Origin of the sequence: Klebsiella sp. KTE92 (genome assembly GCF_000398905.1) — a bacterium.
Taxonomy (GTDB): domain Bacteria; phylum Pseudomonadota; class Gammaproteobacteria; order Enterobacterales; family Enterobacteriaceae; genus Klebsiella; species Klebsiella variicola.
The window spans coordinates 908,521-922,845 of the sequence record NZ_KB976100.1; the positions used below are offsets into that span (position 1 = coordinate 908,521).

Consider the following 14,325-nt stretch of genomic DNA (forward strand, 5'->3'; position numbering starts at 1 on the left):
GTACTTCGCTTCCGCATGTGTGCTGTTCTATGCCTGTTTCGCCTCAGTAAAGCAGTCGGCGATGATCTTGAGACCCTGCTCGATCTGCGCCTCTTCGATGGTCAGCGGCACCAGGATGCGCAGCACGTTGTAGTACGGCCCGCAGGAGAGCAGGATCAGGCCTTTGTCGCGGGCGCGGGCGACGATATCCGCCGTCAGCCTGGCGTTAGGCTTGCTGCGGTCGCCCTCTTCAAACAGCTCAATGGCGATCATCGCCCCCAGACCGCGAACGTCACCGATCTCCGGATGCTCTTCTGCAATCGCCAGCAGGCCCTGGCGCAGGGTGTCGCCGAGCTGGTTGGCTTTTTCCAGCAGGTTCTCCTGCTCGAAAATCTGTAATACCGCCAGGGCGGCGGCGCAGGCGATGGGGTTGCCAGCGTAGGTGCCGCCGAGTCCGCCGGGGGCGATGGCATCCATCACCTCCGCCCGCCCGGTGACGCCCGCCAGCGGGAAACCGCCGGCGATGGATTTGGCGAAGGTGGTGATATCCGCCGCCACGCCCATCTGCTCCATGGCGAACAGCGTGCCGGTACGGCCCGCGCCGCTTTGGACCTCATCGGCGATGAGCATAATGCCGTGCTCGTCGCACAGGGCGCGCAGGCGCTGCATAAAGGCCGGGGAGGCGGCATAGAATCCGCCTTCACCCTGCACCGGCTCGATAATGATGGCGGCGATATCTTCCGGCGCGGCATCGTTTTTGAAGATGCGATGGATGCTGGCGATCGCCTCGTCATCACTGACGCCGTGCAGCGCGCACGGGTAGAGGGCGCGATAGACGTGGCCCGGCATTAACCCCATACCGGCGGAATACGGGTTCACTTTTCCGGTCAGCGACAGGGTGTAATGGGTACGGCCGTGATAGGCGCCGGTGAAGGCGATGGCGCCGCTGCGCCCGGTTGCCGCGCGGGCGATTTTCACCGCGTTCTCCACCGCTTCCGACCCGGTGGTGACCAGCAGGGTTTTCTTGGCGAAATCACCGGGCACCTTCTGGTTCATCTTTTCGCACAGCGCCAGGTAAGGCTCGTAGGCCAGTACCTGAAAGCAGGTATGCGACAGCTTTTTCAACTGGTCTTCGACGGCGGCGACAACCTGCGGATGCAGATGGCCGGTATTGAGCACCGCGATACCGCCGGCAAAATCGAGATATTCCCGGCCTTCGACGTCCCACACCCGGCAGTTCTCCGCGCGTTCGGCGAAGATAGGGTGGATCTGGCCGACGCCGCGCGGGACCGCATCGCTGCGACGCGCCATCATTGCTTTATTGCTGTTCATCCATCGCTCCTGTTAAAGGCCAATACACATGTATTTGATTTCTAAATAATCTTCGATACCGTACTTCGACCCTTCGCGGCCAAGGCCGGAGGCCTTGACGCCGCCGAACGGGGCGACTTCGGTGGAGATAATGCCGGTGTTGATGCCGATGATGCCGTACTCCAGCGCTTCGCCGACGCGGAAGACGCGGCTCAGATCGCGGGCGTAGAAATAGGCGGCGAGGCCGAACTCGGTATCGTTGGCCTGGGCAATGACGTCGGCTTCATCCTTAAAGCGGAACAGCGGCGCCAGCGGGCCGAAGGTCTCCTCTTTCGCCACTTTGGCGCTGTCGGGAACGTTGACCAGAATGGTCGGCTGGAAGAAGTTGCCGCCCAGGGCGTGCGGTTTGCCGCCGGTGACGACTTTCGCGCCTTTGGCGATGGCGTCGGCAATATGTTCTTCAACTTTGGCGACGGCTTTCTCGTCGATCAGCGGGCCGGTGGTGACGCCATCCTGCAGGCCGTCGCCGATGCGCAGTTTTTCCACCGCCTGCTGCAGTTTTTCAGCGAAACGGTCATACACCCCGTCCTGGACGTACAGTCGGTTGGCGCAGACGCAGGTCTGCCCGGCGTTGCGGAACTTCGACGCCAGCGCCCCTTCGACGGCTTTATCAAGGTCGGCATCATCAAAGACGATAAACGGCGCGTTGCCGCCGAGTTCCAGGGAGACTTTTTTGATGTCTTTCGCGCACTGCTCCATCAGCTGGCGGCCAATCTCGGTCGAGCCGGTAAAGGAGAGCTTGCGCACCAGCGGGTTGCTGGTCAGTTCGCCGCCGACGGCCCCGGCGGAACCGGTGACCACGTTGAACACCCCGGCGGGGATCCCGGCGCGATTGGCCAGTTCGGCCAGCGCCAGCGCTGAAAACGGCGTCTGGCTGGCCGGTTTCAGGACCATGGTGCAGCCGGCGGCCAGCGCCGGGCCCGCTTTGCGGGTGATCATCGCCGCCGGGAAGTTCCACGGGGTGATGGCGGCGGTAACGCCGATGGGCTGCTTAATCACCAGCAGGCGTTTGTCGGCCTGATGGCCGGGAATGGTATCGCCGTAAATGCGCTTACCTTCTTCGGCGAACCACTCAATAAAGGAGGCGGCGTAGCTGATTTCGCCTTTGGCTTCCGCCAGCGGTTTTCCCTGCTCGAGGGTCATCAGGCGGGCGAGATCGTCCTGATTCTCCATCATAAGATCGAACCAGCGGCGCAGAATATTCGCCCGCTCTTTGGCGGTCAGGGCACGCCAGGCGGGAAGGGCGCGATTGGCGGCTTCAATTGCTTCGCGGGTTTCGTCGGCGCCCATTTTCGGCACACTGCCGAGCTGCTCGCCGTTGGCCGGGTTGGTCACCGCAATCACATCGCCGTTGGGCGCATCGCGCCACTGACCATCGATCAGCGCCTGCTGGCGAAACAGTGTCATATCGTTGAGTTGCATAATCGCTTCCTGTCTTAAGGGGGTTAACGGGTAAAAGCGGCGTGTAGTGTCTCCACGCTACGTGCCGCACGCAGCGTGCGTCCGGGGTTGCTCTGGCTTTCCAGCAGGGTCTGCACCTTGCTGACGATGTGCGCGCCGATCGGGATAGCGGAGGTGGCCGCCGGCGATGGCGCATTGCAGGTATGTATCGAACGCGCGGTGGTGACGAAGAGAAAATCGTCGATCAGTTTGCCCTGCGGCGATACCGCCTGCGCCCGCACGCCGGCGGGCCACGGGCGTAAATCGCTCAGCGTCAGGCTCGGGCAGTATTTCTGCACCAGCCGCAGATAGCCGCTTTTGCACAGCGAATTCTTCATTTCGCCCAGTCCGGCGCGCAGGTTGTTTTGCAGTACCCGGCGGATGCCGGGCGAGGTGAGGATCTCCAGGGTATCGGCCAGCGAGATATCGCGCTTGCGGTAGCCTTCGCGCTTCAGAGCCAGCACGGCGTTGGGGCCGACGGTGACGCTGCCGTCGATCATGCGGGTCAGGTGGACGCCGAGGAACGGCATCGCCGGATCGGGGATCGGATAGATCAGATGGTTGACGATCTGGTTGTGCTGCGGCGCCAGCTGGAAATACTCGCCGCGGAACGGACAGATGATAAACCCGGGATCGACGCCGATCATTTTCACCAGCCGATCGGCCATCAAGCCCGAACAGGCGATCAGCGTCGAGGCCTCATATTCTCCGCCCTGGCGGGTGCGGATCACCACGCCGCTGGCATGTTCTTTCAGGGCGCTGACTTCGGCGTCGTAGACGATCGTTCCGCCTTTTGATTCGAAGATCTTCGCCATCGCCGCCGCCACGTCGTGGTAGCTGACGATGCCGCTGGAAGGGACGAAGATCCCGCCGAGCCCGGTAATGTTCGGTTCGCGCTCGCGTAGCTCCCCGGCGCTTAGCCACTCGCGCTGCAGGCCGTTGGCGGCGGTGCGATCCCACAGGGCGCGCATCCGCTCCATCTCCAGCGGCGAGGTGGCGACCAGCATTTTGCCGCAGACGTCATAGCGGATGCCGTTCTGCTCGCAAAACGCTTTGGTGGCGCGGTTGCCGGCGAGGCAAAACTGCGCCTTGAGGCTGCCGGGAGTGTAATACACCCCGGCGTGGATCACGCCGCTGTTGTGGCCAGTCTGATGGCAGGCCGGACCGGTCTCTTTTTCCAGCAGCGCAATGCGGGCGTCCGGGTAAATCTCAATTAACTGCATGGCGGTCGACATGCCGATGATGCCGCCGCCGATAATCACGAAATCATACATCCGCTCAATTCCTTCGCCTGAGAACCCTTATTGATGAGTCTGGTAATGATTCGTGGAATACGCAAAGTAGCCGCGCTGGCGCATCAGTTCGCGGCGCAGGTCCGGGTGCGGCGTAAACCGGTCGCGGCCGTGCAGCCAGAACAGGTTGTTAATCAGCAGAAATTTGCCCACCGGTACCGGTATGGAAAGGATGTTTTTGCTGGTTTCCAGCGCGTCGGAAAGGCGGCTCAGCCAGGTGCCTTCTTCGAAATCTTTCGGCTGGACGAACTGGTCGATATAGCGCATTACCGGGCGGCCCAGCGAATCGACGTCGAACACCGGATGGAAGACATCCTTGCTGACGTTTTTGCTCGGCGGCGCGGCCCAGCGCATTGGGCGGCGAGCCAGCGGGTCGCGGAAAAATTCGTCGAGATGCTCCCAGTCGTCGAGATGCAGCAGCAGGGAATTACCGCCCTGCATGTTCTGCTCGTCGATCTTCATCATTAACACGTAGTCGGTTTGCTCTTCGACGTAGGTGCCGTCGTTGTGCAGCTCCATCACCCGGTGCGGCTGGCGCAGGTAGCTGTCGGAGTTATCGACATTTTTCACCACAAAGCGAGCGTAATACTGACCGCTCATGGCGTCGAAGTTGGAACGGCCAATCAGATGGGCGACGGCGGTGGCCAGCTTGACCATCTCCTCGGCCTGGCTGACGTTATCGATCCCTTCGCCGTTGATCAGCAGCGCGCCTTCCGCACGATCGAGCAATGTTTTGATCAGCAACGGCTGCAGCTGATTGCCGCACAGATCGTCGAGGATCTTGCCGACCTGGAAGCGTAAGAAAGATTTGTATTCCAGCGCCTGCACCGGCCACTGCGCGACCTGCTGCAGGAACTGCGTGGTTGTTTCGGCGGAAAAGGTGAGCTCCAGTAGGCGCGGCGACTGTGCGGAAGGGGCAATGGAAAAGCCCGGATATGGCTGGGCTAACGGCGCGGGTGTCGGTTTTACTGCGGTCAGGGCGTTCATCAGGATCGTTCCTCGCTGTAAGGTCAGGGTGATGTTCATTTCGTAGCCATAAATTAAAAATATCTACATTTTTATAAAATGCGTACGAAATGGCCTTTTTGTTTCTATTTTGTGATCTTACAACAATTATTTAACAATGCGGGGGGGGGAGATAAGGTGGTGGTTAACCTTGAGGAACAGAGCGGGTGGCGGAAAGCGCAAAATGCGGGGAAGGCTGAGGGGAAATCGTAATACCGGTCACAGTTTTTAATCTGCGCCATACCCTTATGAACTGAGGGTGTTAGTATTCAGCGCGTTAATACCTTTCAATGCTTACCGAGGCTTCGATGCTGGAGAATGTCATTATCAGATAATCAGTTCCCCGACCTGCCCAGGCCGGACTGATTATCGCTGCGCTTAAACCTTACGCACACACCTGCGGGTGTAGGCATGTTTTCGCACATGATAATGAACAGGTTTCAGTATGAATTTATCCCGTCAGGAACAACGGACCTTACACGTTCTCGCCAAAGGTGGCCGTATTGCGCACGTCCGCGATACCTCCGGCCGCATTACCGCCGTCGAATGCTACACCCGGGAAGGGCTGTTGCTGAACGACTGCACCCTCGCGGTCTTCAAAAAGCTCAAAACCAAAAAGCTGATTAAGTCGGTGAACGGCCAGCCGTACCGGATCAACACCACTGGTTTGAATAACGTTCGCGCGCAGGCGGACAACCGCTGATACAGCGACCCGGGCAGGGTCGCTGCCCGGGCGTATGGCTCTCAAGGAGAAACACCCATGATCGATATCCCTCGCATTTTTACTATCAGTGAAAGCGAACACCGTATTCATAACCCTTTTACCCCGGAAAAGTACGCCACCCTGGGACGGGCGCTGCGGATGGCGCCGGGCACCGCTATTCTTGACCTTGGCAGCGGCTCCGGCGAGATGCTCTGTAGCTGGGCGCGCGATCATCAGATCGTCGGCACCGGCGTGGACATGAGCCTGCTGTTCAGCCAGCAGGCGACCGCCCGTGCAGAAGCGCTCGGGGTAAGCGACCGGGTAACCTTTGTGCATCAGGATGCCAGCGGATACGTCGCCAGCCAGCCGTGCGATATTGCCGCCTGCGTGGGAGCCACGTGGATCGGCGGCGGGGTGGCCGGCACGATTGCGCTGCTGAAGCAGAGCCTGCGGCCCGGCGGCATGCTGCTGATCGGCGAGCCATGGTGGCGTAAACGTCCGGCCACGGCGGAAGAGGCGGTTGCCTGCGGCGCGCAGACTCCCGATGACTTCCTGACGCTGCCGGCGCTGGTCGCCCACTTTGGTGAACTGGGCTATGACGTGGTGGAGATGGTGCTGGCCGACCAGGAGGGCTGGGATCGTTATGAAGCGGCGAAATGGCTGACGATGCGCCGCTGGCTGGAGGCCAATCCGCACGATGACTTCGCGCCGGAGGTTCGCCAGCAGTTGACCACCGCGCCGCTGCGCCATGTCACCTGGACCCGGGAATATCTCGGCTGGGGCGTGTTTGTCCTGATGGCGCGTTAACCGGTATGTCGGTAGCGTCAGGAGGCGCTACCGACCATCTTCAGACCTTCAGTTCGTCGTAGCTGACCATGACGTGCTGGCGAAAGGCAGGCCGTTCGGTTAGCCGTGCATAGTAAGCCGCCAGATGGGGGAGGGAATGACGGGTGATATCGATGGCAAAGTAGCGGTACAGCACATGGCCAAACTGGATGTCGGCCAGGGTGAACGTATCGCCCACCAGATAGCGACTGCCGGCGAGACGTGCCTCGGCAATCGCCAGCTTTTGCTCCAGGGCCATCACCGCCGCGGCGATGGCCTGCGGATCCCGCTCGGCGGCAGGCGTGCGCACCACGCGCCAGAACACCGGCACCGTAAAGCCGAGGGCGATATTCTGCTTTGACCACTCGGCCCAGCGATCAACCTCAGTGCGAGCCAGCAGGTCGCCCGGCCAGAAGGCGTCATCGGCGTAGCGACTGGCTAAATAGCGAAGGATCGCGCCCGTTTCCCACAGCGGCGGATTATCGCCATCCTGCAGCACTGGCACCGTGCGATTGGGATTGAGCTGATAAAACGCCTCGCTGTCGGTACCACCATAGCGATGCCCCACGTCGAACCGGAGATAGTCCAGCCCAAGCTCGCCAACACACCACATCAGCGCCTGCACGTTAGAGGAGGTTTTTCGGCCCCAGATGGTCAGCATTGAGTTCTCCAGAGAACAGGGAAAGAAGGAGCATAGCAGGTTGGATTGAAAACGTGAGGGGGCGCAAAAGAAATGAGCCACCTCGCCGCGCAGGGGGCGGACGCGCTGGTCAGATGTTCAAACCAGGGGCGTAGCTGAGCCAGCTATTCAGCGCACAGAATAAGAGGAAGAAACAGAGGGCAACAGTTTGCCCTCTGTTTACTTGAGTGGCCTTGTACTAAGGTGTGGCGCTAAAAAACTCGCCAAATTTGACGGCCAGCCAGCCGACAGGCGTCGTGGCGCCGCCGACGATATTGGTGATCTCGGCCATCCCTTCCGGCACCGGAATATGCGAGTTCACCGCCGCCTGAGTGTATTCTTGCGAAATGTCCGTCCCGACATACAGGATGCAGGTCACGATCAGGGCTCCGGTTATGAACATGCGGAACATATTTCGTTTACAGAACGGCGTGACCATTGCCAGCAGGAACATTAATGAAGCCAGATCGACAAAGGGCAGTACGCGGTTGCCGGGCAGAATGATAGACAGCACCACAGCCATAGGGATTAACAGCAGACCGGTCGCCAGTACCGAAGGTTCCCCGATCAATAACGCTGTATCCATCCCGATGTAAAAATCGCGCCCCGGGAATTTAGCCTTCAGTTTTGCTTCAGCGGCATCACGGACAATCAACAATCCTTGCACCAGAATTTCAATCATTTTAGGCAGCAGCAGCATGGCGGCTGAAACCTTAATGGCCAGTGAAACGGCAGCGGAAACGTCATATCCAGCCAGGAAGGCCAACAGCAGTCCCAGCACAAACCCCAGGGTAAGAGGCTCGCCAAAAACGCCGAATTTTTTATTAATACTTTCCGGATCGAAATTGATTTTATTGATAAGCGGGATCTTATCAATGATGTAATTACAGGCAATGCCAAACGGCACGTAAGCTATACAGGTAAGATGTGGGAATGATATCCCTTTTAGATTATAGTTTTTTTGTAAATATGGAGCCGTTAAATCTGCCGCCAATAGCGTCAACACAAAAATAGCGAATGTAATACCGACCGAAAGCCAGTAATTTCCCGTTCCGGCATAGACCACGGACCCCATGATCAGGAAGATCCAGTAGTTAAAAATATCGATATTCACCGTTTTGGTTAATTTCAACAGAAGCATGGCCAGGTTGATGACGATAAAGCCCACTACGACGGGCAGCATCAGCGGCGAACCCCAGCCAATGGTCGATGCGGTAGGCCAACCGGTATCAACGACCGTTAACTGCAGGCCGATACGCTCAACCATCGCCTGCGATGCCGGGCCCAGGTTTGTCAGCAGCAGGCCAATCACCAGCCCCACCCCTTCAAAACCAATGCCTACCAGCATCCCTGCTTTAAATGCCGTACCGATTTTAACGCCAAAGCAAAGCGCGATAATAAAGAATATTACTGGCATCATTACTGATGCCCCCAGACTAATAATGCTGTTGATAATATCCATAATGATTCCTTAAAAGGCGGGCGAATTGGGCACGAGTAAACCCGTGCCCATTGGGCCCTGTTAATACCTTTAATGGTTCTTTTAGTATTTAACTGAGTTTCTTTAAAAGGATCTCAGCGAAGAGTTTGGGCGAATTACTGAATGCGTCAATGGTACTCCCGGCAATATGCGGCGTAATGGTCACGTTATTCAGAGTATAGAATTCACTGTCGTCAGGAAGCGGCTCGTCATCAAACGTATCAAGCGCGGCGCCCATGATTTGCCCGGATCTGAGCGCATCAATCATCTCTTTTTCATTGATTAACCCGGAGCGTGCTGTGTTAACAATGATGGCACTGCGCTTCATCAGCGCGAAATGGTGTGCGTTAATCAGATTTTCGGTTTCCGGCGTCAGGCGAGCATGTAACGAGATAACGTCGGCGCGTTGTACCAGTTCGTCCAGAGAATCGACTTTCTCATAACGTTCATGGCCTGCAACGTACTTATCGTAAAAGATAATCTCCGTGCCAAAGCCGCTGAGAAATCCCGCGACCAGTTGGGCAATATGACCGAGGCCAACCAGCCCCACGACTTTTCCGCCAAGCTCAGGGATTGCCTGATGGTTCGGGCTGTCTTTACGCCAGTATTTGTCACGCAGGGCATCGTGTGAACGGGCGATATTGCGCATTTCCGCCAGGATCATGCCGACCGTGAATTCGGCGACGCTGCGAGCGTTACGCCCCGGGGTGTTCATCACCTCAACGCCCCGGGCGTTCGCCACCTGAAGATTCACGTTTTCCACGCCACCGCGGAGCACGCCTACATATTTCAGCTTTGGTAGTTTATCGAACACCGCAGTATTGACGGGGGCAAACTGAGTGATCAGGATGTCAATATCATCCGTTCCCTGAAGCAGCGCTTCCGGTAAGGCCACGGCTTCTGCTCCTTCCTGTTCAACCCGCAAATTATCTTCCTGAAGTTTCTCAACGGAGTCATGTGACCACTCGCGTACTTCTACTTCAATCCCCTTATCCCTGAGTGCTTTCAGTCCTGATTCCATCATCGCTGCATTGATAAACAGATCGGCAATTGCCAGACATTTCATAATGATTCTCCCTAGATTAACGCATCAACATACCGCCGGTAACGTCCAGAGTTGCTCCCGTCATATAGCTGGTCTTAGGAGAAACCATGAAGACACCGATGTCGGCAATTTCTTGCGGCTGGGCCACGCGGCCCACCGGAATACGACTGACGTAATAGTCAGGGTTTTGCTCAATGTTCTTACGGATCATCGCAGTATCCATGATCCCGACGGCGATATTGTTCACATTGATTTTTTGTTTGGCGACTTCCCGCGCCAGTGAGATAGCAAAGGCGACCAGGCCGGCCTTACTTGCCGCGTAGTGCGCATGTCCCGTCGTGGAGCCATGGAACGCAGCCTGCGAGGTAATATTCAGAATGCTGCCCATCTGGTCATGCTGCAGGCAGTGATTTACAAACAGCTGGCTGAGATGGAAGATGGCTTTCAGATTGACATTCATCACCAGATCCCAGTCCTGCGGGCTGATCTCGGTGACGTAGCCGCTCAGCCAGATCCCGGCGTTATTCACCAGAATGTCGGCTTTGCCCAGTCTGTCGATACAGGTGGCAAACAGATTTTCCCGGCTCTGTTCGTCAGAGAGATCGGTTTTAACCGCGATGATCTTTACGTTCGCGCTGGCCTTCACCGTTTCGATCAGCCGTTCGGAACACTCTTCCTCACGCATATAGGTAAAGCAGATATTGACGCCTTCTTTGGCGAGAGAAAGAACAAACTCTTTCCCCAGGCCGGTTGCGCCGCCTGTCACAATGGCCGTACGATTCGTTAAATTAAGATCCATTTTTTTCCTCACTTAGTGCGCGATGTAGTTGCTGCAGCTTTTCCACGGCGACTGCATTTCTGATAACAGGTTTTTATAAAGCTGGTATTTGGTCTGGTAGACCCGGTGGTTTTCCGGATTAGGGGAGACGGTGCGTGAGACATGGACCATGTCGTTTGAGGCAGCAAATACCTCTGCAAACCAGCCCACCATGACGGCGGCGGTCATCGCGGTACCCAGGGTTCCGTGTTCTTTGACGTCAACGATTTCCAGCGTGGCCTGGAAGATATCGGCGAATATCTGCAGCCAGACCGGGGAGTTCGTGACACCGCCAGCAATACGAATTGTGCGGCTTAGCTTCGGGTTAATATTGCGTAAGCGCTCGGTGTGGTAGAGATGGCTGAAGGCCACGCCCTCATAAATCGCCCGCAGAAAATGGGCTTTTTTATGAAAGCTGTTTACACCGATAAAGCCGGCCGAGGCGTCGGGAATGGTGTTAGAGCCAAACACGAACGGAAAGAACAGCAGGTGGCTTTCATCCGGCGTCGTTGACGAAACCAGCTTATTGCACAGGTCATAGACCGACGATCCTTGTTCGGCGGAGGTTTTCCGATCGCTCTCCATAAAGTTGTTAATAAACCACTCCAGGTTGCTCGCGGAGGTAGGGCTGGCCTCGGTGATGAGCCATTTACCCTCAATGGGATAAATGGAGGTCATAAACAGATCTTTATCAATAACCGGGTGGTCGGTAACGTATTCGTTTATGCTCCAGGTGCCGGTGACGATCGCCATCTTATCGAGACTGTTAATCCCCGAGGCAATGGAAGAGGCCGAGATATCAAACACCCCGCCAGAAACCGGCGTACCTGCGCATAAACCGGTCAGACGGGCTACGTCGTCAGTGATTTTTCCGCAGCATTCTGTTGAGCGTTTGATGGGGGGCAATTTATCCCACAGTTCATCAAGTCCCCACCATGCCAGTAGTTCATCGTCATACTTGCAGTCACGTACGTTGATCAGGTTGGTCCCTGAGATATCGGTCAGCTCAAGAAAAGCCTCTCCGGTCAGGTAAAAACGGATCAGGTCCTTGACCATAAAAATATAATGCGCTTTTTGCAGCGTCTCGGGCTCGAAGTCCTTCAGCCATGCCTGCAGGGCGACAGGTTGTCCGGCCCAAATGGACTGCATTGTTTTTGGCAAAATGTCGGTAAGGAATTCTGGCGAACGTTGCCATCTCTCAACGTACTCTTTTGCCCGGCTATCGGTGGATATAATGCCGTTACGCACCGGGTGACCTTCTTCGTCAACCAGATACAGACCGTTACCATGACCGGTGACGGCCACTCCTTTTATCTGGCTGGCGTCGATACCTGATTGCTCAATTGCTTTTTTAATCACTTCGACATTAGCGGCCCACAGCTCATCGATACTGCGCTCTGTGTGGAATTCCTGGGGTGTCAGCATCTGCGTGGATTTTGAGGCGATGGCGAGCACCTGTCCTTTACGGTCATAGATGGCTGCCTTGGTGACGGTTCCACCATTGTCGATGCCCATGACGTATTCATCTTTCATTCGCGTGGACTCCTTATTGGTTACCATAAGCCGGGCTCGCTGGTGGTTATCCCTTTAAATCCGGCATGGAATATTTTATCTACAAGGTATTTGCGCTTAACAAAGCCTCCGGCGATGAATACCACATCAAAGCCTTTCAAATTTCGGCTAATCAACTCCAGGCACTGGCAGGCATATTCAGCAGGTAAGATTTCAATTGCGTCCGGTGGACTGTGCTTAACAATATCGAGCGACTGATCAAGCGATCGCGAATCGATAAGTAAAACCCGATATACGGTTATCAATCCCTCTTTTTTGGCGTAGCGTAGCGCGGAGAGATTGGAAGAAATAACACCATCAACCTTGTAATAATTTTTCAGCAGATTGATCCCCGCCTGATCCGGTTTAAAGCCGCCCAGTAATTCAAGGTGAACGAGGACCTTCTTACCGCTTTGATGGCATTTGCCAATCAGCGACTGCAGATTGCCGATATTCGCTTCGGATAGCAGCACATATTCTGACTGGCAGGATAATGCTTTCTCAAAGTATTTATACTTCCTGATGGAAGGGATGATGGTGTTATTTGAAATCATATTAATTTCCGATGTTATTTAGCCATGTAGAGGCTGTATGCATCTTCTGCTGTTGCGTTTTCATGGATGATGGCATTCAGACCTGCTACCACTTTCGCTGGCTGCGGATCCTGGGTAATGTTTCGTCCCACAGCCACGCCTTTCGCACCCATCTGCATACAGTGCTGAACAAATTTGAAGTAACCGTCGATGCCGGTTTTTGGCCCTCCTAAGGCAAGCACCGGCACGCCAGCAGCTTCAACGATCAGTCGGTCCTCTGGTGAACCGGTAAAACGCGTTTTGATGACGTCCGCGCCTAGCTCCACTGCTGCGCGGGCCGATGCAGCGATGATGGCCGGATTGTTAGAGTCATCGCTGGTGACGGGATAACCATACGGGAGCGATTCGACAATCAGCGGTACGTTCCAGCGATCCGCTGCCTGCGCGAGTTGCATCGCCATAATGTGGGTTTTTTCTTCATTGAAGGCGCCGGGGAAGGTCATGCAGACCACACCCTCGGCAGCGACTTTAAGCGCATCTTCGACGGAAAAAACGGGGGTTGTATCGGGAACGGTATTGTCAAAGATACTGACCGTGCTGTCGACGCGTAACACAACGGGAACGCTGTTTAATGCTTCCCGATAATTCTTCAACATGCCGTACGTGACGAGCGCGCAATCCAGGCCGTGTTCCACCAGAGCAGGGAGCTGATTTATTGTATTATCAATACCATTTGTTTTCGTGGAAAAATAGTAGCCATCCAGCGCTAAGGTCACGGATTTACCATCTTTTGCGAATATTCTTGAGAGACGACGTTCTTTAGACATTTATTTACTCCTGAGATAAAAAAACAAAAAAAAGCCCTCAGAGACTCGCGTCTCTGAGGGCTTTCTGTTCACATACCCTTTTGATAATGGTTCGGGATTCCAAAGCATTATCAATGCAATTTTTTAGCAAGGTGAGAAAGGTTTAACTTTTTTAAATTAAATCTGTTCTCTTGCGTGATTAAATAACTAACACACGCGATAACTTATTGTCCAGTTGGTATCGTTGAAATGAGAGATTCATCACATCAATATGTAGTATTCCATGAGAAGTGCCGGGTTAAATACAGAAACAGAACCTTTAAAAACCAGGCAATAACGCATCCGGTCAAGGGTGAGAACGCCAGGCGTTTATTTCATCCGCATGAAGATCGCATCCATGCATGCCTATGCCTGCAGGTCGTCATCTACAACGCGCATTTATTCCTGTCCGGATGGCGTACGAAAACGCTATAGCAATGTTGTCGGCATGGCGGTCTGTCCCCGGGATGGTTTCTTCCTGCCGCCCGGGCAAATTACTCGTCCGCTTTGTGCGCCCAGGCAGGCATCGCCGTCAGGTAACGTTTTGCCCGTTTCCGTGATTCCGCTACGCCCACCTTTTGCCAGGCGTCGAGAAAAGCCGCCAGACCGGATACGGCCTCTTCCCAGGATTTCAGATTACCGTCGCTGTCGCTGCAATACGCGCAATATTTATCGCTGGCCCCTTGCGCATCAGGTGCGGACATCGGCATTCCGCAGGCCTGGCAAAACCTTTCGTGCTGTGTCATAGAGCGCTCCTCCT

Annotated in this window: 14 protein-coding genes; 2 read left to right on the top strand and 12 right to left on the bottom strand. The window is 55.6% G+C overall.

Annotation, left to right across the window (positions count from 1 at the left end; translation table 11 throughout):
• Positions 1-27: 27 nt before the first annotated feature.
• Genes gabT through glaH form a run of 4 tightly spaced genes read right to left on the bottom strand, consistent with a single transcriptional unit; the run spans position 28 to position 5,069 of the window.
• Positions 28-1,311, bottom strand: coding sequence for a 4-aminobutyrate--2-oxoglutarate transaminase (gene gabT, locus A1WC_RS20760; protein WP_016160342.1), 1,284 nt, complete (start codon positions 1,309-1,311; stop codon positions 28-30).
• Positions 1,312-1,323: 12 nt separating this feature from the next.
• Positions 1,324-2,772 carry an NADP-dependent succinate-semialdehyde dehydrogenase gene (gene gabD, locus A1WC_RS20755; RefSeq protein ID WP_002889845.1) on the bottom strand — a complete coding sequence of 483 codons (1,449 nt, stop codon included), beginning with the start codon at positions 2,770-2,772 and terminating at the stop codon, positions 1,324-1,326.
• 23 nt (positions 2,773-2,795) lie between these two features.
• Positions 2,796-4,064 carry an L-2-hydroxyglutarate oxidase gene (gene lhgO / locus A1WC_RS20750; protein ID WP_016160343.1) on the bottom strand — a complete coding sequence of 423 codons (1,269 nt, stop codon included), beginning with the start codon at positions 4,062-4,064 and terminating at the stop codon, positions 2,796-2,798.
• Between the two features lie 27 nt (positions 4,065-4,091).
• The gene (glaH, locus tag A1WC_RS20745) at positions 4,092-5,069 is read right to left on the bottom strand and encodes a glutarate dioxygenase GlaH (protein WP_012542782.1); all 978 of its coding nucleotides are present in this window, start codon (positions 5,067-5,069) and stop codon (positions 4,092-4,094) included.
• Positions 5,070-5,532: 463 nt separating this feature from the next.
• On the opposite strand from glaH, the gene A1WC_RS20740 reads away from it, so the two are divergent.
• Positions 5,533-5,790, top strand: a complete 258-nt coding sequence (locus A1WC_RS20740) for a YjhX family toxin (protein WP_008805277.1) — start codon at positions 5,533-5,535, stop codon at positions 5,788-5,790.
• Between the two features lie 57 nt (positions 5,791-5,847).
• On the top strand, positions 5,848-6,597 hold the full coding sequence (locus A1WC_RS20735) for an SAM-dependent methyltransferase (RefSeq protein WP_016160344.1): 750 nt from the start codon (positions 5,848-5,850) through the stop codon (positions 6,595-6,597).
• A 40-nt stretch (positions 6,598-6,637) separates the two neighbouring features.
• On the opposite strand, the gene A1WC_RS20730 is transcribed toward A1WC_RS20735, so the two are convergent.
• The 8 genes from A1WC_RS20730 to A1WC_RS20695 all read right to left on the bottom strand — a co-directional run bounded on the left by A1WC_RS20730 (position 6,638) and on the right by A1WC_RS20695 (position 14,311).
• Positions 6,638-7,276 carry a glutathione S-transferase family protein gene (locus tag A1WC_RS20730; protein ID WP_016160345.1) on the bottom strand — a complete coding sequence of 213 codons (639 nt, stop codon included), beginning with the start codon at positions 7,274-7,276 and terminating at the stop codon, positions 6,638-6,640.
• Between the two features lie 217 nt (positions 7,277-7,493).
• Positions 7,494-8,756, bottom strand: coding sequence for a PTS galactitol transporter subunit IIC (locus tag A1WC_RS20725; RefSeq protein ID WP_012542781.1), 1,263 nt, complete (start codon positions 8,754-8,756; stop codon positions 7,494-7,496).
• Between the two features lie 88 nt (positions 8,757-8,844).
• On the bottom strand, positions 8,845-9,840 hold the full coding sequence (locus tag A1WC_RS20720) for a 2-hydroxyacid dehydrogenase (RefSeq protein WP_008805281.1): 996 nt from the start codon (positions 9,838-9,840) through the stop codon (positions 8,845-8,847).
• A gap of 16 nt (positions 9,841-9,856) precedes the next feature.
• On the bottom strand, positions 9,857-10,618 hold the full coding sequence (locus tag A1WC_RS20715; RefSeq protein ID WP_016160346.1) for an SDR family NAD(P)-dependent oxidoreductase: 762 nt from the start codon (positions 10,616-10,618) through the stop codon (positions 9,857-9,859).
• 12 nt (positions 10,619-10,630) lie between these two features.
• On the bottom strand, positions 10,631-12,169 hold the full coding sequence (locus A1WC_RS20710; protein ID WP_016160347.1) for an FGGY-family carbohydrate kinase: 1,539 nt from the start codon (positions 12,167-12,169) through the stop codon (positions 10,631-10,633).
• 20 nt (positions 12,170-12,189) lie between these two features.
• On the bottom strand, positions 12,190-12,741 hold the full coding sequence (locus A1WC_RS20705) for a glycerol-3-phosphate responsive antiterminator (RefSeq protein ID WP_008805284.1): 552 nt from the start codon (positions 12,739-12,741) through the stop codon (positions 12,190-12,192).
• A gap of 14 nt (positions 12,742-12,755) precedes the next feature.
• Positions 12,756-13,547, bottom strand: coding sequence for a class I fructose-bisphosphate aldolase (locus A1WC_RS20700; RefSeq protein ID WP_002889868.1), 792 nt, complete (start codon positions 13,545-13,547; stop codon positions 12,756-12,758).
• 512 nt (positions 13,548-14,059) lie between these two features.
• Positions 14,060-14,311, bottom strand: a complete 252-nt coding sequence (locus A1WC_RS20695; RefSeq protein WP_002889874.1) for a zinc ribbon domain-containing protein — start codon at positions 14,309-14,311, stop codon at positions 14,060-14,062.
• Between the last annotated feature and the right edge of the window lie 14 nt (positions 14,312-14,325).